This is a genomic window from Pelomonas lactea (assembly GCF_043555885.1).
GTDB lineage: Bacteria > Pseudomonadota > Gammaproteobacteria > Burkholderiales > Burkholderiaceae_C > Pelomonas > Pelomonas lactea.
Map to the genome: position 1 here is coordinate 746,281 of NZ_JBIGHX010000001.1, position 21,148 is coordinate 767,428.

At 71.1% G+C, this 21,148-nt stretch carries 26 protein-coding genes; 15 read left to right on the forward strand and 11 right to left on the reverse strand.

The annotated features are described in order from the left end of the window. Nucleotides 1–92 precede the first annotated feature (92 nt). Together ACG04Q_RS03330 and ACG04Q_RS03335 are read left to right on the forward strand one after the other, a co-directional pair. Nucleotides 93–1,586 carry an RNA polymerase factor sigma-54 gene (locus ACG04Q_RS03330; RefSeq protein WP_394509396.1) on the forward strand — a complete coding sequence of 498 codons (1,494 nt, stop codon included), beginning with the start codon at nt 93–95 and terminating at the stop codon, nt 1,584–1,586. Between the two features lie 8 nt (nt 1,587–1,594). Beyond that, nucleotides 1,595–2,092 (forward strand): hypothetical protein, encoded by a 498-nt coding sequence (locus tag ACG04Q_RS03335; protein WP_394509397.1) that lies wholly within the window; start codon nt 1,595–1,597, stop codon nt 2,090–2,092. A 2-nt stretch (nt 2,093–2,094) separates the two neighbouring features. On the opposite strand, the gene ACG04Q_RS03340 is transcribed toward ACG04Q_RS03335, so the two are convergent. Next, the gene (locus ACG04Q_RS03340) at nt 2,095–2,931 is read right to left on the reverse strand and encodes an AraC family transcriptional regulator (RefSeq protein WP_394509398.1); all 837 of its coding nucleotides are present in this window, start codon (nt 2,929–2,931) and stop codon (nt 2,095–2,097) included. Nucleotides 2,932–3,056: 125 nt separating this feature from the next. Here ACG04Q_RS03340 and ACG04Q_RS03345 point away from each other — a divergent pair, with 125 nt between their 5' ends. Together ACG04Q_RS03345 and ACG04Q_RS03350 are read left to right on the forward strand one after the other, a co-directional pair. Continuing rightward, nucleotides 3,057–3,419 carry a DUF4148 domain-containing protein gene (locus ACG04Q_RS03345; protein ID WP_394509400.1) on the forward strand — a complete coding sequence of 121 codons (363 nt, stop codon included), beginning with the start codon at nt 3,057–3,059 and terminating at the stop codon, nt 3,417–3,419. Nucleotides 3,420–3,461: 42 nt separating this feature from the next. Then, a complete protein-coding gene (locus ACG04Q_RS03350) occupies nt 3,462–4,400 on the forward strand; it encodes an alpha/beta fold hydrolase (protein WP_394509401.1) in 939 nt (312 codons plus the stop codon). 37 nt (nt 4,401–4,437) lie between these two features. On the opposite strand, the gene ACG04Q_RS03355 is transcribed toward ACG04Q_RS03350, so the two are convergent. Further along, on the reverse strand, nt 4,438–5,307 hold the full coding sequence (locus tag ACG04Q_RS03355; protein ID WP_394509402.1) for an alpha/beta hydrolase: 870 nt from the start codon (nt 5,305–5,307) through the stop codon (nt 4,438–4,440). A gap of 67 nt (nt 5,308–5,374) precedes the next feature. Here ACG04Q_RS03355 and ACG04Q_RS03360 point away from each other — a divergent pair, with 67 nt between their 5' ends. The 3 genes from ACG04Q_RS03360 to ACG04Q_RS03370 are packed head-to-tail and all read left to right on the forward strand — an operon-like array spanning nt 5,375 to nt 7,663. After that, nucleotides 5,375–5,860, forward strand: coding sequence for a hypothetical protein (locus ACG04Q_RS03360; RefSeq protein WP_394509403.1), 486 nt, complete (start codon nt 5,375–5,377; stop codon nt 5,858–5,860). A 26-nt stretch (nt 5,861–5,886) separates the two neighbouring features. Then, on the forward strand, nt 5,887–7,167 hold the full coding sequence (locus ACG04Q_RS03365; protein WP_394509404.1) for a THUMP domain-containing class I SAM-dependent RNA methyltransferase: 1,281 nt from the start codon (nt 5,887–5,889) through the stop codon (nt 7,165–7,167). Next, nucleotides 7,157–7,663 (forward strand): hypothetical protein, encoded by a 507-nt coding sequence (locus tag ACG04Q_RS03370; protein ID WP_394509405.1) that lies wholly within the window; start codon nt 7,157–7,159, stop codon nt 7,661–7,663. The genes ACG04Q_RS03365 and ACG04Q_RS03370 overlap by 11 nt, the downstream gene beginning before the upstream one ends. On the opposite strand, the gene ACG04Q_RS03375 is transcribed toward ACG04Q_RS03370, so the two are convergent. The 5 genes from ACG04Q_RS03375 to ACG04Q_RS03395 form a co-directional block, all read right to left on the reverse strand. Further along, nucleotides 7,645–8,808: an MFS transporter gene (locus ACG04Q_RS03375; RefSeq protein ID WP_394509406.1), complete on the reverse strand. Its 1,164-nt coding sequence runs from the start codon at nt 8,806–8,808 to the stop codon at nt 7,645–7,647. The genes ACG04Q_RS03370 and ACG04Q_RS03375 overlap by 19 nt on opposite strands. Further along, complete coding sequence (locus ACG04Q_RS03380) at nt 8,805–9,467, reverse strand: 16S rRNA (uracil(1498)-N(3))-methyltransferase (RefSeq protein WP_394509407.1); 663 nt, start codon at nt 9,465–9,467, stop codon at nt 8,805–8,807. Before ACG04Q_RS03380 ends, ACG04Q_RS03375 begins: the two co-directional genes overlap by 4 nt. Before the next feature lie 206 nt (nt 9,468–9,673). Then, nucleotides 9,674–9,910, reverse strand: a complete 237-nt coding sequence (locus ACG04Q_RS03385) for a hypothetical protein (RefSeq protein ID WP_056266878.1) — start codon at nt 9,908–9,910, stop codon at nt 9,674–9,676. A gap of 94 nt (nt 9,911–10,004) precedes the next feature. Then, on the reverse strand, nt 10,005–10,754 hold the full coding sequence (locus tag ACG04Q_RS03390) for an enoyl-CoA hydratase/isomerase family protein (RefSeq protein ID WP_394509408.1): 750 nt from the start codon (nt 10,752–10,754) through the stop codon (nt 10,005–10,007). Beyond that, a complete protein-coding gene (locus ACG04Q_RS03395; protein WP_394509409.1) occupies nt 10,751–11,470 on the reverse strand; it encodes a hypothetical protein in 720 nt (239 codons plus the stop codon). Before ACG04Q_RS03395 ends, ACG04Q_RS03390 begins: the two co-directional genes overlap by 4 nt. Before the next feature lie 65 nt (nt 11,471–11,535). Here ACG04Q_RS03395 and ACG04Q_RS03400 point away from each other — a divergent pair, with 65 nt between their 5' ends. After that, on the forward strand, nt 11,536–13,197 hold the full coding sequence (locus tag ACG04Q_RS03400) for an alkaline phosphatase family protein (protein WP_394509410.1): 1,662 nt from the start codon (nt 11,536–11,538) through the stop codon (nt 13,195–13,197). Here the strand turns inward: ACG04Q_RS03400 and ACG04Q_RS03405 are convergent. Both ACG04Q_RS03405 and ACG04Q_RS03410 read right to left on the reverse strand, forming a co-directional pair. Continuing rightward, nucleotides 13,172–13,813, reverse strand: coding sequence for a hypothetical protein (locus tag ACG04Q_RS03405; RefSeq protein ID WP_394509411.1), 642 nt, complete (start codon nt 13,811–13,813; stop codon nt 13,172–13,174). The genes ACG04Q_RS03400 and ACG04Q_RS03405 overlap by 26 nt on opposite strands. 25 nt (nt 13,814–13,838) lie before the next feature. Continuing rightward, nucleotides 13,839–14,636, reverse strand: a complete 798-nt coding sequence (locus ACG04Q_RS03410) for a head GIN domain-containing protein (RefSeq protein WP_394509412.1) — start codon at nt 14,634–14,636, stop codon at nt 13,839–13,841. A gap of 128 nt (nt 14,637–14,764) precedes the next feature. Here ACG04Q_RS03410 and ypfJ point away from each other — a divergent pair, with 128 nt between their 5' ends. The 5 genes from ypfJ to ACG04Q_RS03435 all read left to right on the forward strand — a co-directional run bounded on the left by ypfJ (nt 14,765) and on the right by ACG04Q_RS03435 (nt 18,782). After that, nucleotides 14,765–15,637 carry a KPN_02809 family neutral zinc metallopeptidase gene (ypfJ, locus tag ACG04Q_RS03415; protein WP_394509413.1) on the forward strand — a complete coding sequence of 291 codons (873 nt, stop codon included), beginning with the start codon at nt 14,765–14,767 and terminating at the stop codon, nt 15,635–15,637. Nucleotides 15,638–15,800: 163 nt separating this feature from the next. Next, nucleotides 15,801–16,454: a hypothetical protein gene (locus tag ACG04Q_RS03420; protein WP_394509414.1), complete on the forward strand. Its 654-nt coding sequence runs from the start codon at nt 15,801–15,803 to the stop codon at nt 16,452–16,454. Between the two features lie 5 nt (nt 16,455–16,459). Next, a complete protein-coding gene (locus ACG04Q_RS03425; protein WP_394509415.1) occupies nt 16,460–16,786 on the forward strand; it encodes a hypothetical protein in 327 nt (108 codons plus the stop codon). Further along, the gene (locus ACG04Q_RS03430) at nt 16,783–17,700 is read left to right on the forward strand and encodes an HprK-related kinase A (protein WP_394509416.1); all 918 of its coding nucleotides are present in this window, start codon (nt 16,783–16,785) and stop codon (nt 17,698–17,700) included. The genes ACG04Q_RS03425 and ACG04Q_RS03430 overlap by 4 nt, the downstream gene beginning before the upstream one ends. Beyond that, nucleotides 17,697–18,782 carry a nucleotidyltransferase domain-containing protein gene (locus ACG04Q_RS03435; protein ID WP_394509417.1) on the forward strand — a complete coding sequence of 362 codons (1,086 nt, stop codon included), beginning with the start codon at nt 17,697–17,699 and terminating at the stop codon, nt 18,780–18,782. The genes ACG04Q_RS03430 and ACG04Q_RS03435 overlap by 4 nt, the downstream gene beginning before the upstream one ends. Nucleotides 18,783–18,832: 50 nt before the next feature. Here ACG04Q_RS03435 and ACG04Q_RS03440 read toward each other — a convergent pair whose 3' ends face one another. Continuing rightward, complete coding sequence (locus tag ACG04Q_RS03440; RefSeq protein WP_394509418.1) at nt 18,833–19,060, reverse strand: hypothetical protein; 228 nt, start codon at nt 19,058–19,060, stop codon at nt 18,833–18,835. A gap of 292 nt (nt 19,061–19,352) precedes the next feature. Here ACG04Q_RS03440 and ACG04Q_RS03445 point away from each other — a divergent pair, with 292 nt between their 5' ends. Further along, complete coding sequence (locus ACG04Q_RS03445) at nt 19,353–19,526, forward strand: hypothetical protein (RefSeq protein WP_394509419.1); 174 nt, start codon at nt 19,353–19,355, stop codon at nt 19,524–19,526. On the opposite strand, the gene ACG04Q_RS03450 is transcribed toward ACG04Q_RS03445, so the two are convergent. Continuing rightward, nucleotides 19,527–20,432, reverse strand: coding sequence for a LysR family transcriptional regulator ArgP (locus ACG04Q_RS03450; RefSeq protein WP_394509420.1), 906 nt, complete (start codon nt 20,430–20,432; stop codon nt 19,527–19,529). A gap of 74 nt (nt 20,433–20,506) precedes the next feature. Between ACG04Q_RS03450 and ACG04Q_RS03455 the strand changes: the two genes are divergently transcribed. After that, the gene (locus tag ACG04Q_RS03455) at nt 20,507–21,142 is read left to right on the forward strand and encodes a LysE/ArgO family amino acid transporter (protein ID WP_394509421.1); all 636 of its coding nucleotides are present in this window, start codon (nt 20,507–20,509) and stop codon (nt 21,140–21,142) included. Nucleotides 21,143–21,148: the final 6 nt, after the last annotated feature.

Consider the following 21,148-nt stretch of genomic DNA (forward strand, 5'->3'; position numbering starts at 1 on the left):
GAGGGGACGGCGATGCTCACGGCATTGAGCCGCTCGCACATCGCCTGCGGGCCGGCTTGGGAGCGGCCCGGCGCCGGTCCGCGGGTCACACCATGAAACAGACCCTCCAGGTCCGCCTCAGTCAGCACTTGGCGCTGACGCCCCAGCTGCAGCAATCCATCCGGCTGCTACAGCTGTCGACGCTGGAGCTGCACCAGGAGGTCGAGCAGATGCTGGCCGCCAACCCGCTGCTGGAGGCCGAGGAAGAGTTCACCGTCAGCGCGCCGGAGCTGGCCACCAATGCGCCGGCCGAGACCGGCACGGAGGCGTCGGCGGGGGAGTCCGAGGGTGGCGAGGCCGCCGAGCTCAGCGGCGAGGACTTCGGCGGCACCGAGCGCGAGGACTGGGAGAACGGCACCGAGCGCGACGACTTCGACGGCATCCGCGAGCTGCCCAGCAGCAGCCCGTCCAGCGGCGACGACGACGGCGAACGCGAGAGCCAGGAGTCCGCCGAGACGACGCTGGCCGAGCATCTGGCACAGCAGCTGGCCGGCCTGAGCCTGTCGGCCGCCGACCGCGCGGCGCTGCACGTCGTCATCGAGTCGCTGAACGAGGACGGCTACCTTGAGGACCCGCTGGAGGACATCGCCGCCGCGCTGGCCGGCGACGACGAAGAGGGCCGCGAGGAGCTGCTGGACCACCTGCGCATCGCGCTGCGCCTGCTGCAGAGCCTGGACCCGGCCGGCATCGGCGCGCGCGACCTGTCCGAATGCCTGGTGCTGCAGCTGCGCGCCCGGCCCAAGAGCCCGGCGCAGGCCATCGCGCTGCTGATCTGCAAGAGTCATCTGGAGCTGCTGGCGCGCCGCGACATGCGCCGGCTGATGGCCGAGACCGGCGCCGACGAGGCCTTGCTGCGCGAGGCGCAGGCCCTCATCACGCGGCTGGAGCCCAAGCCGGGCCGCCGCTTCGCGCAGAGCGCGGCTGCGGCCATCGTGCCCGACGTCATCGTGCGCAAGGTGGGCCGCGAGTTCCGCGTCATGCTCAACCCCGAGGTGGCGCCCAAGCTGCGCATCAACGAGCTCTACGCCAACGCGCTGCGCGCCACGCGCGGCGGCATCAGCAACTCGCCGCTGGGCGGGCAGCTGCAGGAGGCGCGCTGGTTCATCAAGAACATCCAGCAGCGCTTCGACACCATCCTGCGCGTCAGCCAGGCCATCGTGGAGCGCCAGCGCGGCTTCTTCACGCACGGCGAGCTGGCCATGAAGCCGCTGGTGCTGCGCGAGATCGCCGACGAGCTGGGCCTGCACGAGTCCACCATCTCGCGCGTGACGACGGCCAAGTACATGGCGACGAGCTGGGGCACCTTCGAGCTGAAGTACTTCTTCGGCTCGGGGCTGAGCACCGAGGCCGGCGGCGAGGCGTCCAGCACCGCGGTGCGCGCGCTGATCAAGCAGTTCGTCGCCGCCGAGGACATCAAGAAGCCGCTGTCCGACAGCGCGCTCGCGGCGATGCTGGAGGAACAGGGCATCCAGTGCGCCCGCCGCACGGTGGCCAAGTACCGCGAAGGCATGAAGATCGCGCCGGCGAATCTGCGCAAGGCGTTGTAGGAGCCTGCATGCGAATCAGGCGGACTGTTGTCGCGCTGGCGCTGCACTCCCTGGCCGGCCACGCGATGGCGCATTCGGACACGATCCTCCAGCTGTCTTCCGACGGTCATATCCGCGGGCTTCCGCCTCGATATGCATCGGCGAGCCTCAAGATCGAGTTCGCAAACCAGGCGTCCGGCAGGCCCACGAAGATGACGTTCATCTCCGCCGGCAAGCAAACCATCATCGAGCGCTGCCTGCTTGAACGGCTGCCCGCCGGTTCATGGCGCCAGATGTCGCTGTCGGGCTCCTGGTATCACGACAGCGAGACCCTGCCTCCGTACGTCAGCGTCCAGTTCAACACGCCGGCGCAGCCGCAGGACCTGCCGCACCCGCTCGGGATCTCGTTCCTGTTCAGCTTGCGGGATGCAAGACTGATCGTGGCGCAGGAGGCTTTGCCCACCACCAGCAAGGGCGAGGTGAACCTCAGCCCTGTTCGACTGCGGGCCGGTTGTCCCGCCAAGTAGCCTCAGCCCGGCAGTTGTTCCGCCTTGCGCCACTCCCTCGGCGACTGCCCCGTGTGTGCGCGGAACGCGCGTGACAGCGCCGCCTCGCCGCCGTAGCCCACGTCCATCGCGATGTGCTTGAGCGAGCGGCCCTCGCGCAGCCCTTTCTGCGCCAGGCCGATGCGCCAGCGCTGCAGGTAGACGCCCGGCGTGCAGCCGACGACGTCGCGGAAGCTGTTGGCGAACACGGTGCGCGACATGCCCGCCGCCGCCGCCAGCTCCTCCAGCGGCCAGTCGCGCTGCGGCGCCTCGTGCAGGGCCACCAGCGCGCCGCGCAGCTTGGGGTGCGACAGCCCGGCCAGCATGCCGGACTCGACCCGGCCCTGCGCCATCAGCTCGCGCAGCACCCAGATCAGCAGCACCTCGAACAGCCGGTCCAGCATCAGCTGGCGGCCGCAATACGTCGCCTCGGCCTCGGCGAACAGCTGCGCCAGCACCGGCGCGCAGCCGGGCACCGACGCCAGCGGCAGGCACACCCAGGCCGGCAGCGCCGCGGCGATGGGATGGCCGGCACCGCCGTCGAAGGCCATGTGGGCGCACAGGAACTCGGCACCGCAGGCCGGGTCCGTCACGAAGCGGTGGGCCAGCGGGCGCGGGTAGAGCAGCAGGCTGGGCTCGGTGATGCGCAGCGGCTCGGGCACGCCGTCATGGTGGACGGCCACGTCGCCCGACCGGATCAGGTGCAGCTGGCCGCGCCCGGCCTGTGGCACCAGGCTGTTGACGCCGCACAGCGCGCCGGTCTGGAAGGTCTCGGCGCGCACGGCGAAGTGCGTGAACAGGGCGGCAAGTCGGTCGGCCATGATCGGTACCAGATGCAAAGTTAAACGTACTTTATGGCATCTCAGGTACGCCCGTCGTCGGCACAGTTCATCCCTGTCGCAAGACAGATCCACCGCCCCCCACCGACACCTTCCAGGAGCCTGCCATGACCCGCCAACCCCGCTTCAACCGCGCCGTCCTCCAACTGCTGTTCGCCGCCGCTGCCGTCACGGCCGGCGCGTCCGCCCAGGCGCAATCCTTCGTGTCCGACCCCGAGTCGGGCTACAGCGTCAGCGTGCAGTCCACCGTGTCGCGCGCCGAGGTGCTGGCCGAGCTGAAGGTCTACCAGGAGTCGGGCCTGGCCGCCGCCGAGCGCGTGGCCAGCGAGACCGGCGCGTGGAACAGCCCCGCGCTGCAGGCCGCCCGCCAGCGCTACGGCGTGCTGCGCCACGGTGAGCGCTATGCCGCCCTCGTGGCCGAGTACGCCGCCCGCCGCGGCGAGCCCGTCCGCCCGGCCAGCAAGGCCTGATCGCCCTCCCCGCAGAACTCTCACCCCCAAGGAAAGCCCGCCATGTCCGCCTTCACCCGCCTCGCCCTCGCCGCCACCATCGCCGTCGGTGGCTTTGCCGTCCAGACCCAGGCTGCCGCCGCCACGCCCACCGCCGCCACCGCGGTCGCCAGCCAGTACGTGGCCGCCGCCGACGGCACGCCGCTGTACGTCAAGGACTGGGGCCCGAAGAACGGCCCGGTCGTCGTCTTCAGTCACGGCTGGCCGCTGAGCTCGGACAGCTGGGAGTCGCAGATGCAGTTCCTGGCCGAGCGCGGCTTTCGCGTCATCGCCCATGACCGCCGTGGCCACGGCCGCTCCGGCCAGCCCTGGGCCGGCAACACGATGGACCAGTACGCCGACGACCTCGACGCCGTGCTGCGCGCCAAGGGCGTGAAGCGCGCGACGCTGGTGGGCTTCTCCACCGGCGGCGGCGAGGTGGCCCGCTACATCGGCCGCCACGGCACGGCGCGCGTCGCCAAGGTCGTGCTGGTGGGCGCCGTGACGCCCATCATGGGCGCCAGCGCCACCCACCCCGAGGGCGTACCCGAGGCCGTGTTCGACAGCCTGCGCAAGGCCTCCCTCGACAACCGCGCCCAGCTCTACAAGGACATTGCCAACGGCCCGTTCTTCGGCTTCAACCGCCAGGGCGCCAAGGTCTCGGCCGGCCAGGCCGACAGCTTCTACGTGCAGGGCATGCAGGCCGGCGCCAAGGCCACCTACGACAGCATCGAGGCCTTCTTCCACTCCGACTTCCGCGAAGACTTGAAGAAGGTGAACGTGCCGGCGCTGGTCATCCACGGCGCCGACGACCAGATCGTGCCCATCGAGACGACCGGCCGCGCGACGGCCAAGCTGGTCAAGGGCGCACGCCTCATCGAGTACGCCGGCGGCCCGCACGGCATCACCGACACGCACAAGGACCGCCTGAACCAGGATCTGCTGGACTTCGTCAGCCAGTAAGCCCGCAGGCGCCGCCCGGCCCGACGCCGGGCGGCGTTCAGTCCTTGGAGGGGCCGCGCTCCGGCGCCAGCGGTGCGAACACGAAGCGCATGCCGCGCGTGTAGCTCTCGGCCTTGGTGCCGGCGTGGCGCTCGCCATCGATGGTGCGGTTCTCGTACACCAGCTCGGGGTGCTTCAGCGTCGGCAGCAGCGCCTGGTAGCGCTGGATGCCGGCCAGGAAGCCGGGCCACTCGTTCTCCGCACCGGTCACGTACAGCCGCGCCGCGATGGGCTTGCCCGTCGCGGCGTAGGCCTTGGCCTGGCCGATGATCCAGTCGCCGCCCACCACCACCGCCGGGCTGGCCGCGATGTAGCCCTTGAACAGCGCCGGCTTGGCGTACATCGCATGCAGCGTGAACAGCCCGCCCAGCGAGCTGCCGGCGAGGTAGCGCTGCGCCGGGTCGGCGCGGTACTCGCGCTCCAGCAGCGGGAAGATGTCTTTCTCCAGCGACGCGATGAACTTGTCGGCATTGCCGGTGCCGAACGCCAGCGGCCCCAGCTTCACCGGCGACAGCTCCCAGCCGCGCAGCTCGCCGTAGTCCAGGTTGTCGCCCGCGTAGCCCAGGCCCACAGTGATGAACTCGGGCACGACCTTGTCGTAGGCCAGGTTGTTGTATGACGCGACGACGGTGGCGAAGTCCCAGTAGCCGTCGGTCACGTACAGCACCGGGTAGCGCCGCCGGGGCTCCTTGGCGAACGAGCCCGGCAGGTGGATGTGCAGCTGGTAGGTCCGCCCGTCGGCGTTCTTCGGCAGCGCACGCAGCTGGGTGTTCGGGATCGTGTGCGCGGGGTAGACCGGCGCCGGGTCGGCGGCCTGCGCCTGCAGCGCACCGAACAGGAAGGCCAGGGACAGGACGAATCGCTTCATGGCGTAGACGGTCGGTGGACGTTGATGGCAGCGTTGTCAGTTTAGGGTGACGACAATGCCGCGCCATATGTGGAAACTCACCCTGGGCCCGAGCCTGTTCCTGCTGCTGGCACACCTCATCGGCCTGTCCTTCACCTCCCCGGTCGCCAACGCCGCGGCGGTCTTGATCGGTGCGGCGATCTCCGTTGCGGCGCTGATCCGGTGGATCGCGCGCGGCATTGCACAGCGGTGGCTGCGCTGGATCCTTCAGGCCGGCCTCGGGCTGGCAGCGCTCGTCGGCGCCGCGGTGGCCTTGCTCGGCCTCCTGCTGGGCGGCACGCTGGGCCGGCCGGACTACGAGGGGTATCTGGGCGACGCCATCTGCCGCGGCTGGAGCTATGGCGACGCCACCGTGTCCGTCCAGGACGAGCGCACCGAGATCGCGCTGTACCGGTCGCTGGGCCCGCTGCTGGAATGGCGGGTCGCACGCCGCTCGTGGCAGGGCGAATCAGGCGAGCCGTTCGATGAATTCTGGACCGAGTGCGACAAGCTGGCCGGACGGCATGGCGGTTGACGCGGCCTGACAGCGACAATTGCGCGGTGAGCCTGCCCAACAAGTTATCCCTTTTCGTGTCCTGCCCCGGTGGCGTCGAACCGCTGCTGGAGGCCGAGCTGAAACGCTTCCTGCCGCCCGGCGTGCGCAGCAAGGTGGAGGCGCTGCGCGGCGGCTGCGGCGTGCTCGGCACGGCCGAGGACGTCATGCGCATCAACCTCGAAAGCCGGCTGGCGCAGCGCGTGCTCGTCGAGATCGTCGAGGGCCCCTACCGCCACGAGGACGACCTCTACTCGCTGGCCCGCCGCGTCGACTGGCGCGACTGGCTGACGCCCAAGCACACGCTGCGCATCGACACCACCGCGCAACGCTCGCCGCTGAAGAGCCTGAACTTCGCCGCGCTGCGCATCAAGGACGCCATCTGCGACCAGCTCCGCGAGCACACCGGCGAGCGCCCCAGTGTCGACACGCAGCGACCCGACCTGCCCGTCGTGCTGCACGTGGGCCCCGAGCGCGCGGCGATCTACGTCGACACCTCCGGCGAGCCGCTGTTCAAGCGCGGCTGGCGCATCGACAAGGGCGACGCCCCGCTGAAGGAGACGCTGGCCGCCGCGATGCTGGCCGCCGCCGGCTGGCGTGGCACGCCCGAGGAAGGCGGCGCGCTGCACGACCCCTGCTGCGGCTCCGGCACCATCCCCATCGAGGCCGCGCTGATCGCCTGCGATTCGGCGCCCGGCCTGCAGCGCCGCTTCGCGTTCGAGCACCAGTTGCCCTTCTCCACCGGCGCCATGAAGCAGGCCTGGGGCGAGATGGCGCAGGCCGCCCGCGCCCGCATCCACGCGCCGGCCGTGCCCATCTACGCCAGCGACGTGGCCTTCCGCATGGTCGACTTCGCGCGCCGCAACGCCGAGCGCGCCGGCGTGGCGCAGTACATCCAGTTCAACGGCGGCGATGCGCTGGAGCGCCCGGCGCCGCAGCTGCCCGACGGCATGCCCGGCGCCATCGTCATGAACCCGCCCTACGGCGAGCGCATCGAGGTGCGCGGCAAGGCGGCGATGACGCGGGACGCGCGCGGCTCCGAGGAGCTGGATGCCGGCGACGACTTCTTCCCGCGCCTGGCCGCGCACTGGAAGCGCCAGTACACCGGCAACCCCGCTGGCTGGACCGCCTGGATGCTGACGCCCGACATGAAGCTGCCCAGCAAGATGCGCCTGAAGGAAAGCCGCCGCGTGCCGATGTGGAACGGCCCCATCGAATGCCGGCTGTTCCGCTTCGACCTCGTCAAGGGCTCGGCGCGCAAGCCAGCCGCGGAAGACGGTGCGGCGTGAGCTGATCGCCGCCGCGCTGGCGCTGCTGTGCGCCGGCACGGCCCGGGCCGACGGCTGCACGCTGGTGTTCGGCCAGGGCCGCAACGCGACGCAGCCCGGCGGCCCGGACTGGGACGACCTGAACCAGCGCTTCAACGCCGCCGTCGCCGACACGCTGCAGGCCGACGGCCGCAGCGCCCACGCGCTGGACGCCTCCACCCGCCAGATCAACCCGCAGGCCGCCGGCCGCGCACTGCTGGCCGAGGCCGACAGGCTGGGCTGCCGCACGCTGGTGGAAACCACCGTCTTCGACGACGCCGGCACGCTGGTGCTGCGGCTGCGTGCCTACCCGCTGCTGCCGCAGTTGGGCGACGGCGCCGCCATCGTGGGCCTGCGCATAGGCGCGCCGCTGTTCGTCACGCAGCGCGACCTGGCACCCGCGGCCGTGCAACGCATCAAGCCCGAGCTGCTGGCCGCGCAGATGGCGGCCGAGTACCTTCAGCACGACCGACGCTGACGCCAGCCCAGCCACGCCAGCGCCGCCGCGCACAGGAAGATGGGCACCAGGCTGGCCAGGTTCATCCACTGCCAGCCGCCGGTCGTCACCAGCGCGCCGGACGAGAACGACGTGACGGTCATGGTCGCGTAGACGCCCGTGTCCATCAGCCCCTGCGCGCGCGTCTTCTCCTCGGGCCGGTAGGCCTGCGTGAACAGCGTCGTGCCGCCGATGTAGAGGAAGTTCCAGCCCACGCCCAGCAGCAGCAGCGCGCCGAGGAAATGCGGCAGGTCCTGCCCGCTGAGCGCGAACGCCACGCAGCCCGCGTTCAGCAGCACGCCCATCCACATGACCGGCTGCACGCCGATGCGCTTGATCAGCGGCCCGGTGAAGAAGCTGGGCACGAACATGCCCAGCACATGCCATTGCAGCACCAGCCCGGCGTCGCCGAACGGCAGCCCGCACTGCCCCATCGCGATGGGCGTGGCCGCCATCAGCAGGTTCATGACGCCGTAACCCAGCGCACTCGCCGCCAGCGCGACGAGGAACACCGGCTGGCGCACCAGCTCCGCGCCCGGCCGCCCGCCCGCGCCAGGCGCCGGCCGCGCCAGCGGCGGAAAGTCGATCAGCGAGATCAGCGCCAGCCCGGCCAGCGCCACGCCGATCAGCAGCAGGTAGGCGCCGGCGAACGGCACCGTCAGCAGGTACTGGCTCTCGCGCGCCAGCAGCGGCCCGATGACCGCGCCCAGGCAGCCACCGCCCAGCACCCACGAGATGGCGGCCTCGCGGCTCTCCGGCGCCACCAGCTCGGTGGCGGCGAAGCGGTACAGCGCCGCGTTGGCCGTGTAGTAACCGGCGATCAACGTCGCCAGCACCACGCCCCAGAACTGCTGGTGCAGCACGCTGACGAAGGCCATCGTGCAGCTGAACAGCGCCACGCCCAGCCCGATCTGGAAGGCACGCCGGCGCCCGAAGCGCAGCTGGTGCCGCCCCACGAGGCGCGCCGTCAGCGCGCCGCCGGCCACGTAGGCGCAGATGGGCAGCGTGGCCATCCACGGCCGCGGGGCCAACGCCAGGCCGACGAGGCCGTTGATGGCCATGAAGCAGATGTTGTTGGTGAGGAACAGGCCCTGGGCCAGCACCAGCAGGGCCAGGCGCTTGTTCAAGACAAGGCCAGCCAGGACAGCACCGCCAGCGGCGCCGTGTCGGCCCGCAGGATGCGCGGGCCCAGTGTCACGGCCGCGAAGCCGCGGGCACGCGCGGCGTCTTCCTCCGCGTCGCTCAGGCCGCCCTCGGGGCCACTCAGGAACAGCGCACGCGGCTGAGGCAACGCCCCCAGCGGCGCCGCCGCCCGCGGGCTCAGCAGGCCGCGCCACTCGTCATCGCCGGGCGCCGGCAGCGCGGCCAGCCAGGCGGTCAGCGGCTGCACGGGTTCAACGCGCAGCGGCACCGTGCGCCCGCTCTGCTCGGCCGCCGCGATGGCCACGCCCTGCCAGTGCGCGCGCTTCTTGTCGGCGCGCTCGCCGGCCAGGCGCAACACCGAGCGCTCGCCCACCAGCGGCTGCAGCGCCACGGCGCCCAGCTCGGTGGCCTTCTCGACGAGGAAGTCCATGCGGTCGTTGGCCGGCATGACGACGGCCAGCGTCACCGCACGCCCCAGCTCGCGCTGAGGCCGCTCGGCGTCGATGAGATTCACGCGCACCTCGCTGCGCCCCATCGCCGTCACCTCGGCCCGCCATTCCGGGCCGCTGCCGTCGAACAGCGTCAGCGCATCCCCCGGCTGCAGCCGCAGCACCTGCACATGGCGTGCAGCACCCGCCGGCAAGACAAGCTCGCCGGGTTGAGCAATGGGGGTATCAACAAAAAAACGAGGCACGTGGGTAACGGCGGATTTCCGGGCCGAGCGCCGGGCCGCTCCCAAGCCGGCCCGCTGGGCGATGTGCGGGCGGCTCAATGCCGCACGCATCGCCGTCCCCTCGGGGGACCGACTGGGCTCGCCCGCGTTCAGCGGCGCGAGTCCAGGCGAGGGGCCTACTTCGCTGCGATCTGCGCGTCCAGCTCCTTGCAGGACGGCGAGCACACCGGCTGGGACTTGCCCAGCAGCTTCTTGGACTTCAGCATCGCGCGCGGGCGGTGCTTGCCGCAGAGGAAGCAGGACATCGTCGCTGCGCCGAAGGAGGAGGTCGCCGCGAAGGGCGAGCCCGGGGCTTTGGAGCGGTAGCGCAGACCATCCGCTTCGATGGTGGTCTTGGTGGTTTCTTTGGCCACGCTGGTCCTGTCGAAGAGTTGTAAGTGGGGAACGCCGGGCAGGCGCTGGGGCCCTGTATTTTCCACCATGTCGGCAGACCCCGGCCTAGGGCTTTCAACACCCCTTGAATTTGGCCGTTCTTTTTTCGGCCCAGGCAGCCTGCCCTTCGGCCAGATCGCGCGAGTCGCGGGCCGTCAGGATGTCGGCCGCAAGCCGCTGTTCATCGAGCCTGCCGCCCGCGATGGCGTTGAGATGCTGCTTCATCGGCAGCAGCGCCAGCGGCGCCATGGCCAGCAGTTCGGCCGTCAGCGCGGCGAGTGCCGCATCCAGCGTGTCGACGTCGGGCAGCAGCTGGTCCAGGTAGCCGCAGGCCAGCAGCGCGGGCGCGTCCAGCGTGCGGCCGGCCAGCAGCACCTGCTTGGCCGTGGCCAGGCCCAGCCGGCTGACGAAGCGCTTCAGCCCGCCCGCGTAGAAGTGCAGGCCGATGCGCGCCGCCGGCACGAACATCTCCACGGCCGGTGCGCCGAGGCGGAAGTCGCAGGCCAGCGCGAGGTCCGCCGCGCCGCCGTAGACGCCGCCATGCAGCCGCGCGACGGTGATGGGCCGCGCGGCCTCCAGCGCGTCGGCCAGCTCGCCAAAGCGCGCGCCGGCGTCCACGCTGCCCAGCGCGCCCAGGTCAAAGCCGCTGCAGAAATGCCGGCCCTCACCTGCCAGCACCAGCACACGCACGGCGGCGTTCGCATTGATCGCTTCGATGAAGCCGCGCAACGTGGCGAGGTCGTCCACGCTGAGCCGGTTGGCCTGCCGCGGGCGGCGCAGCATGATGCGGGCGACGCCGCCCTCCACCGTCAGCAGCGGGCTCACGCGCGCCGCCTCGCGACGCGGTTGCGCAACGCGTAGCCGTCGTTCAGCCGCGCGAACGTCGCGCTGCGCTCGGCCTCGGCCAGCTCGCGCAGCGCCTGGGCCTGGCTGGGGCGCAGCCGGGTGTCCTGATGCAGCACCAGCTCGGCGATCAGCACCCAGTCCGCCTCCAGTTCGGCCGGCCAGACCCTGGCCTCAGGCGGCAGTTGTGCGAGCAGCTGGTGCAGCGCGCCAAAGGCCGTCTCGGCCGCCGTCAGCGTGGCCAGCTCCGGCCAGCGCCCCAGCACCGGCGCGTCCAGGCGCTGCGGCGGCCACAGCGCGCACAACCACTGTGGCGCGTGGTTCTCGACGACGGGCCGCCCGGCATGGCCCGTCACGAGTTCGGAGGTCGCGCCGCGCACGCGGCGCACCACCGCCGTCCAGGCCCGCGGCTCCCAGGCCGTCAGCAGTTGCGCCGGGCGGTCGGCGCGCGGCACGGGCAGGCTGATGCGCGGGATGTCGTTGACGGGCGGCGGTGGGGCCACGTGTGGCAGCTCGATGTCCTCGACATCCTGCATCGCATAGCCCCGCGCCTGCAGCCGCGCGCGCTTGGTGGCGTCGATGCTGGCGCGGCCGGCATCCAGCAGCCGGCCCAGGTCCAGTTCATCCAGCGGCGGCGGCGCGGGCGCGCGCCAGCCGTCCAGGACGCGGGCGGGGTCGAAATCGTCGGTCTTGGCCATGGCGATGCTGGCGGGCATTGTGACGACGTAAGCTCCCATCCCCGATCCCCTGTTGTGAACCCGCCATGTCGATGCACACCCGCCGCCGCCTGCTGGGGCTGGCCCTGGCCTCCGCCACCCTTGCCGCCTGCACGACGACACCCACCGCGCCAGCGGCACCGTCACCCAAGCTGCTGGTGCTGGTGGTCATCGACGGCCTGCCCATGCGCCAGGTCACCGGCTACCGCGACCAGCTCGCGCCCGACGGCTTCGCGCGCTTCCTGGAACGCGGCCGCTGGTTCTCGGACGCCCACTACGGCCACGGCCACACGGTGACGGCGGCCGGCCACTCGGTGATGCTGAGCGGCGCCTACCCGCAGCGCAGCGGCATCATCAGCAACGAATGGCGCGACCCGGCCACCGGCGCCCCGGTCTACAACACCGGCGACGCGGCCTACACCTACCTCGACAACCCGACGGCGCCGCTGTCCGGCACCAGCCCGCGCAGCCTCAAGGTCGAGACGCTGGGCGACGTGCTGCGCACGCGCTCGCCCGAGTCCAAGGTCATCGGCATCTCCGGCAAGGACCGCGGCGCCATCCTGCCGGCCGGCCACAAAGGCACGGCCTACATGTACATGGGCGAGACGGGCCAGTTCTCGTCCAGCACCTACTACATGACGGCGCTGCCGGCCTGGGTGAAGGACTTCAATGCCGGCAAGCCGGCCGACGCGTTCTTCAAGAAGACCTGGGCGCCGCTGCTGCCGGAATCGGCCTACGCCCGCTCCGTGCCGGACGGCCAGACCTGGCAGGTCGCCAGCGGCAACGGCAACCGCCTGCCGGCCGTCATGGGCGACAAGATGGACGCCCCCGGCCCACGCTTCTATGGCAACCTGCTGGCTTCGCCCTTCGGCGACGAGCTGACGCTGGCCTTCGCGCGCGCCGCCGTCACGAACGAGCAGCTGGGACAGCGCGGCGTGCAGGACATCCTGTCGGTCAGCCTGTCCAGCCATGACTACGTCAACCACGCCTTCGGCCCCGAGTCGCGCCTGTCGCACGACCACACGCTGCACCTGGACCGCCACCTGCAGGCCTTCTTCCAGTTCCTCGACAAGGAGGTGGGCGCCGGCAACTACGTGCTGGCGCTGACGGCCGACCACGGCTTCACCGACACACCCGAGTGGGCCGCCACCCAAGGCCGCGACGCCGGCCGCTTCGCGTCGGCGCCGTCGCTGGCGCTGGTCAACGCCGCGCTGTCCGCCAAATTCGGCGTCGACAAGCTGGCCCGCGACTTCTCCGCCGCCGGCCTGCTGCTGAACGAGCCACTGGCGGCCGAACGCGGCCTGAAGTTCGCCGACGTGCAGGCCGCCGCCCGCGACGAGCTGCTGAAGCTGCCCGGCGTGGAGGCCGTCTTCACGCGCGAACAGCTGCTGGGCAGCGACACGACCACGCCCTACCTGGCGCAGATGCGCAAGTCCTTCGACCCGACACGCGCCGCCCAGCTGCAGATCGTGCTCAAGCCCAACTGGATCCACAGCTACCGCCCCGGCGGCAGCAGCCACGGCAGCCCGCACCGCTACGACACGCATGTGCCGCTGCTGTTCTGGGGCCCGACCTACGTCGGGCAGGGTGAAGAGAAGGCCCGCGTGGAGATCGCCGACCTAGCGCCCACGCTGGCCGGCGTCGCCGGCCTGCCCGCACCCGCGCAGGCCCAGGGCCGCGACCTCAGGCTCGCGCCAGCAGCTCGCTAGCCGACTCGCCCCACTGCGCCTCGGTGAGGCGCAGGCCGCCGAGGCGCCCGCACAGCGCCGCCGCCTGCGCCGGCCCGGTGGACGGGAGCATCAGCAGCAGCCGCCCGTCCGCCAGCCGCGCGCAGCCGTCGTCGCCACGGATCAGTGACAGCAAGGCCTGGTCTGGCACGCCGGGCGCCGTCGTCGCCACGCACAGCGGCCAGGCGCGCGAATCGCTCAGCAGCGACTGCAGCAGCGCCAGGCCGGCCACCGCGTCCAGCACCTGCCCGGCCGCCGGCCGCGGCCGCGCCAGCGCGCTGATGTCCACGCCCGTGCAGACGCGGCCGCCGTCCGGCGTCGCCTGCTCCACCCACCAGAGCCGGCGGCCATCGCGCCAGGCCTGCTCATAGCCCGAGCGCGCCGCCCGCACCCGGCGCCCCGGCGGGTCCACCGGCCCGACGCCCGCAGCCAGCGCAGCGGTGGCCATCGCCTCGCGCGTCGGCGCGTCCTGCTCACCCAACGCCCATGCGGCGCGGTAGGCCGCGTTGGCCTGGCACAGCCGGCCCTCGGCATCGAACCGCGCCAACAGCACCGGGCCGTCGGCCAGCGCCTGCCACCAGAAATCGCTTGAAGTCACCCGGGCATTGGAACCCAGCCCGCCGTCAGCGGCGGTGGATTTCGCCCGAGCCCGTGACGCTTTGGCGCAACTGCGGCCGGCCGGCGTAGCTGAGGTCGCCCGATCCGCTCAACCGCGCATCCAGCTGCTCGGTGACGCCCAGCGACACGTCGCCCGAGCCATGCAGCTCGACCCGCGCCGCGCGGCCGGACAGCGCCGTGGCGTCCACATCGCCCGACCCGTGGATCTTCCACTGCTGCTGCTCGGCCCGGCCGGCCACGCGCACGTCGCCGGAGCCGTGGATGTCGACATTCAGCTCCTTCAGCTCCACCAGCCCCAGCGCCACGTCGCCCGAGCCGTCGACGCGCAGCGCCAGCCGGTCGGCCTTGAAACGCTCCGCGGACAGATCGCCGGAACCGTTGATCGTCACCGCCTGCAACGCACGGGCATCGACGCGCACCGTCGGCGACAACCGCGTCGTGAACCCCGCGTCGCGCTTCAGGCGCACGACCAGCGTGTCACCCTCCACAACCGTCTCCACCAGCGGCTCGATGTTGTCGTCGGCGACGACGGTGGCCTGGTCGCTGCCCGCCTGGGTCAGGCGCACATCGAAGGGACCGTCGATGCGTAGGCTGGTGAACGCCGCCAGCGCCCGCGGCTTCTCGACCTTGACGCCCGAACCCCGGATGCGGTGCTTGCCGCTGCCGTACTCGATGGGGCCGCTGAGGCGGGCCGTCCAGCCGTCGGCCTCCTTCTTGATGTGCAGGTGCCAGTCGTTGTCGCCGGCCAGCGCGGTGCCGCAGGCCAGCGTGGCGCTCAGGATCAGCAGGGCAAGCTTCTTCATCTCGGGACTCCGTGTTCTGCGATGCGGCGGCAGTGTGGCCAGCCCGCGCCTGCGCCGCCCGCACCGCGCGACGAACTGCAGCGCCGCGGGAATGGGCCGTAGGATGGGCCGATTGCCAGGAGAACCGCATGAAGTGGGAAGGCCAGCGCGAGAGCGAGAACGTGGAAGACGCCCGGGGCGGCAGCGGAAGAGGTGGGCTTCCCATCGGTGGCCGCGGCCTGGGGCTGGGCGGCATCGTCATCGCGCTGCTGGCGTCGTGGGTGCTGGGCGTCAACCCGCTGACGGTGCTGGGGCTGCTCAGCGGCGGCGGGGGCGGTGCGCCGGTGCAGGCGCCGGCCGGGGACTCGGGGGCCAACGACCCCGGCTACGTCTTCGTCAAGCGCGTGCTGGGCAGCACCGAGGACGTCTGGGGCGCCTACTTCCAGCGCAGCGGCCAGCAATACGCCGCACCGAAGCTGCGCGTCTTCCGCGGCAGCGAACCCACCGCCTGCGGCCGCGGCGAGGCCGCCATGGGGCCGTTCTACTGCCCGGCCGACCGCAAGGTCTACATCGACCTCGGCTTCTACGACACGCTGCGCGACCGCCTCGGCGCCCCGGGCGACTTCGCCCAGGCCTACGTCATCGCGCACGAGGTGGGCCACCACCTGCAGAACCTGATGGGCACCAGCGAGAAGCTGGACCGCGCCCGGGGCCGGGTGTCCGAACGCGAGATGAACGCGATGAGCGTGCGGCTGGAACTGCAGGCCGACTGCTATGCCGGCGTCTGGGCGCGCCTGTCCCAGCAGACCCAGGGCTGGCGGCTGGAGCCCGGCGACGTCGAGGAGGCGCTGAACGCGGCCACCCAGATCGGCGACGACACGCTGCAAAAGCGCAGCCAGGGCACGGTCGTGCCCGAGAGCTTCACCCACGGCAGCAGCGCCCAGCGCGTGCGCTGGTTCCGCCGCGGCCTGGATGCCGGCGAACTGCGGGCCTGTGACACCTTTTCGTCAGCCGCGCTCTGAACCCCCAAATAACCCCGAAAATCGCCCACCCAATCAAGGGGGCGACCGACATCGTCCCACCGGCTTTGTGTGAAACACTTCCACCCAAACTGCTGAGTGCCGCGTCCTCCCGGTCGTCGCCCGCCATCCCCAGAGAGCAAATCGGTTCCACGAGGCCCTTGTCATGAGTGAACACCATCCCCACGACCCGCAGCACACGCCCGAGCAACCGGCGGCTGTGGCCGTGCGTGGTGTTTCCCAGACTCGCCGCAACCTGCTGCGTGCCGGCGCCATCGGTGCCCCGGCGCTGGTGACGCTGAAGCCCGCCTCGGTGGTGGCCTGCTCCTGCAAGCTGCCGTCCGGCTTCTCGGTGTCAGGCAACCTCAGCCGCGGCCCCAAGACCTGCGCCGACCCGTCGGAAACCGCTTCCATCTGGCGGCCGCGCGTCACAGCGGTGCAGATCGGCAAGGACAGCTACGGCAACCCCGTCTACGAATACCGCTACCGGACCAAGAACAGCACCGTCCTGACCATCCACAAGGGCACGGCGCTGGCGGCAACGCTCGGCGTGAAGACCGGCAGCTACGGCGGCACGGTCGTCAGCGACTGGATGGCCGCGGCCGACGACAGCGACACCGGCCTGTTCATGGCCTGCTACGTGACCGCCTGGGCGCATGCCAACGGTTCCAATTTCCCGCTCAAGGAAACACTGCGCGACATGTGGAACGCGGCCGTCATCGACGGCACGGGGTACGTGGTGCCCAATCAGTCCAAGAAGTGGAACAAGGCGCAGGTCATCGGCTACTTGAGGTTCCTGAGCGGCCTGCAGCCCCTCTGAGCCCCATGTCCGCGGGCGACGCCGCGAGAGCCGAAGCCGGCTGGATTGCCAGCACCTCTGCACTGAACCTGCTGTTCCGGGAGTTCCCGGACGGCGCGGTGTGCTTTGACCCGGACACCACCGAGACCCGCCTGCTGGCGCCGCTGACGCGCTTTCTGCTGGAGTGCCTGGTCGACGCCAGCCCCCGGGCGGTGGCGAAGACGCGGCTGGTCAGCCATGTGCTGTCGGTCGACGAGTCCGGCGCCGATCCGCTGGTCGCGGCCGACGCCGTCGATGCGGCGCTGGCCGAGCTGGCCCAGGCCGGCCTGGCGCATCCCGGCGAGGCCGCTTGAAGCGCCTGAAGGATCTCCATCCCGCCGAGAGCCGGGCCCGGCTGACCGGCCCGGGCCTGCGCCTGGTGACGGGGCCTTTCAACTGCTCGTTGCGGACTGACGTCAGCGGCATCACCGGTGAACTGCTGACGCTGTACGGCGAACACGCACTGGCGCCAGAAGGCGACATGATCGATTTCCATGTGGAGGTGTCGTCCGCCCCCGGCCTGCGCCGCTGGCTGCGCCCACAGGCGCGGTTTCTCGCCGACGGCGTCACGCCGTTCACGCCGCTGCCGCGCGCCCAGGCGCTGCCCATGCTGGAGTGGGGGCTGAACTGGTGCGTGACAGCCTACAGCCATCACCTGCTCGTGTTGCATGCCGCCTGCGTGGCGCGCGACGGCCGGGCCGTCATCCTGCCGGCGCCGCCTGGCTCGGGCAAGAGCACCCTGTGCGCGGCGCTGGTCAACCGCGGCTGGCAACTGCTCAGCGACGAGCTGACGCTGGTGGATTTCGACGGCAGCCGCGTCTGGGGGTTGGCGCGCCCGGTCAACCTGAAGAACGCGTCCATCGACGTCATCCGCCGATTCGCGCCGCAAGCCTTCATGACGCGGCCGGTGCACGACACGACCAAGGGCACTGTGGCCCTGATGGCGCCGCCCGCGGCCAGCGTGCACGCCGGCACGCGCCCGGCCGTCCCCTGCTGGATGGTGCTGCCGAAATACCAGGCCGGCGCCGCGGCGACACTCGAGCCCATGCCTCGCGGACATGCCTTCCTGCAGATCGCCGACAACGCGATGAACTATGCCGTCCTCGGCCGCCAGGGCTTCGAGGCGGTCGGCGAACTGACGGCGCGTTGCGACCATTTCAGCTTCCGCTATGGGCAGTTGGACGACGCCATGCGGGTCTTCGACGAGCTGGCGCGCAGTCACCCATGACGCTGCCGCTGCTGACCCGGGTGCTGCGCGATGGCCGCGCAGCGGACGAACTGACCCTGCCCGACTGGGATTTGCTGGTCCGCCAGGCACGGCACGCGAATCTGCTCGGACGCCTGCACCACCACCTCGCCGGCCACGGCGTCTGCGTGCCCGAGCGGCCCGCCCGGCACCTGCAGTCGGCTGCGACGATGGCGGCCCGACAACACCTGTCGGTGCGCTACGAGGTGGCCCAACTGCAGCGCGTGCTGCGCCCCCTGCGGGAACCGCTGATCCTGCTCAAGGGCGCGGCCTATGTGATGGCCGGTTTGCCTGCGGCCAGCGGTCGCGTGTTCTCCGACGTGGACATCCTGCTGCCACGCCAGGTGCTGGACGAGGCCGAGTCCCTGCTGACGCTGAACGGCTGGACCGGCGACAAGCTCGACGCCTACGACCAGCGCTACTACCGCCGCTGGATGCACGAGCTGCCGCCGTTGGTCCACCTGTTCCGCGGCAGCGCGCTGGACGTGCACCACACGCTGCTGCCGCCCACCAGCCGCAGCCACGTCGACACGGCCGCGCTGCTGCGCGACAGCGTCGAACTGCCAGAGGTGCCGGGCGTGCGCGTGCTGTGCCCGGTGGACATGGTGCTGCACAGCGCCGCCCATCTCTTCCACGAAGGCGAGCCCGACAACCTGTTGCGCGACCTCAGCGACCTCGACCTGCTGATGCGGCACTTCTCCACTGCGGCGGGTTTCTGGCCGCAGCTGCTGGCCCGCGCCCACGCGCACGGGCTGGAGCAGCCGCTGCGCCTGGCGCTGCGCCATTGCAATCGCGTGCTGCTGACGCCGATCCCGGCCGACGTGCTGGTGTCCAGCGGCGCAGCGCTGACGCCGACGTGGCGCGCCCGCCTGCTGGACTTCATCTACGAGCGCACGCTGCGCCCCCAGCATGCCAGCACGGCCAACGCGTGGACCGCCTGGTGCAATCGCGCGCTCTACATCCGGGCGCACAGCCTGCGGATGCCGTTGCCGCTGCTGGCCTACCACCTGCTGCACAAGGCGCTGCGGCCACCTAGAACCGAGGCGCTAGAAGGCCGCCCCTAGCAGGCGCGTCCGAGCCATTGCTCAGCGCCAGCCGGTGCAGACCGACGGCGTCAGGCGGTGCGCCGGGACAGCCAGCTCAGCGGCGAATCCTGCGCAACGGCGGCACGGCCGGACTGCGATTCCAGGAAGTCGGTTTGCGGCTGGCTGCGGTATTCGCTGATGCCACCGCCATCGAGGCAGGCATCCAGGCCGAAGGCGGTACCCAGGTCGGCCGGGTCCGGCTCGCTGCGAACGGCAGCGTCACGGCGGAAAAAACGCAGCGCTGGTACGAATCGCATGACAGGCCTCTTTGCGTGGTGAGCCGACAACCACATCGACTCAGTGCAGCCAGTGTGAGGGATTCGTGTGACAACCGATCGGCGCAGGTGTCAGTAAATATTGCCCCAGCTCCAAATACCACACGTTCAGGGTGGGTCCAGGCCCAATGGCCATCGGGGTTTGTGGCTGATTCGCATCACCGGCTGAGCGTTGCGTGATTGCAAATGAAGCGCGCCTCCCCAACTGTATCGATCCAAACCGGTGCGGATACGCGTAAGCTGCGCGGTCTTTTGGAAGTTCGGGCTTTCCCGCATGACGTTTACCGCACTGAGATGGATCGCCAACGGCTTGATCGGCTTCGTCGTCGCCGGCACGCTGTGGGTCGCGCATGCCGTACAACCCGGCGCCATCACGCCCGATGCACTGCTTGTGTCCCAGGCCGTGGCCGCACCGGCCGACGGTGCTTCGGCGCCGCAGCGCCGCTGATCACGCGAGTGCCCGGCGGGCACCTTCCGCCAGCGCCTGGCCAATCTGATCCAGCAGGGCGCCACGCCCCTGCAACTGCCACTGGTGCCAGTAGAGCGCCACGTCGACGCCGATGTCCGGCTTGAGCACCACCAGGCGACCTGATGCCACCAGCGGGCGCACCTGGATCTCGGGCGCCACGCCTACGCCCCAGCCCATGACGGCGGCACTCACATAGGCCTCGCTGGACGGCACGAAGCGCTCGCGCAGCCGCGGCGCGCGCACGCCAAAGGCCTGGGCCACCCACTGCACCTGACTGTCGTCCTTGCGGTTGAAGACGAGGAAGGGCGTGTCGGCGAAGTTGCCGGCGTGCAGCCCCTCCGGCAGTTGCGCCGCCAGAAAGCCCGGGCTGGCCACCGCCACGTAGCGCATCACGCCCAGCGGCTGCACGCGGCAGCCCTGCAGCGCCTCGGCCACCGTGGACACGCAGCCCAGCACCGCGCCCTGGCGCAGGCTGTCGTGGGTGAAGTCCTGGTCGTCGACGACGATTTCCAGCCCGTAGCCCTCGCGCAGCCCCTGCTGCACCAGCGCATCCAGGGCCGGCAACACCCACGTGGCCAGGCTGTCGGCGTTGACGGCGATGGCCAGCCGCGACTGCGGCGCGACGCGCTCGCCCAGTTCCCGGGCCACGTCCACGCGCAGCGCCTGCAACTGGCGGGCGAAGCGCAGCAGCACCTTGCCGGCCTCGGTCAGACGCAGCGGCCGGGAACGCACGACCAGCGGCTGGCCCACCTGCGCCTCCAGCGTGCGTAGCCGCTGCGACACGGCGCTCTGCGTGATGGACAGGCGCTGCGCGGCGCGCTCGAAGCCCTGCTCGTCGGCCAGCGCGGCCAGGCAGTCCAACGCGGCAGGATCGAAATCGCTCATAAGTTCATCTAATGTAGATCGAATAATATGAATCCAGCTTCTTGAATTCGTGGCCGCTCCGCAGAATGACGCGGATGCCCGCCTCGCTCGCCACCGCCACCGCGCCTGCCGTCTTCGCGCAGGGCTGGGCCATGGGCGCCGGGCTCATCCTGGCCATCGGCGCGCAGAACGCGCTGGTGCTGCGACAAGGGCTGAAACGCGAGCATGTGGGCGCCGTCGTCGCCGTGTGCACGCTGTCGGACTGGCTGCTGATCGCGCTGGGCGTGTTCGGCCTGGGCGCGCTGATCCAGGGCAGCCCGCTGCTGCTGGAGGCCTTCCGCTTCGGCGGCGCGGCCTTCTTGCTGGGCTATGCCGTGCTGGCCGCCCAGCGCGCCTGGCGTCCGTCTCAAGGCCTGTCGGCGGCCGGCCAGGCCACCAGCCTGGGCGCCACGCTGTCGGCAGCCTTCGCCTTCACCTATCTGAACCCGCACGTCTACCTGGACACCGTCGTGCTGCTGGGCGGGCTGGGCGCGCGCCAGCCGCCGGAGCTGCGCGCCGCGTTCGCGGCCGGTGCCTGCGTCGCGTCGGCGATGTGGTTTGGCCTGCTGGGTTTTGGTGCGGCCGCCGCAGCGCCGAAGCTGCAGAACGCCCACACCTGGCGGGTCCTCGACGGGCTGGTCGCTTTGCTGATGGCCGGCCTGGGTTTACAACTCCTCCTGCAACCGCTCTAGGCCGCT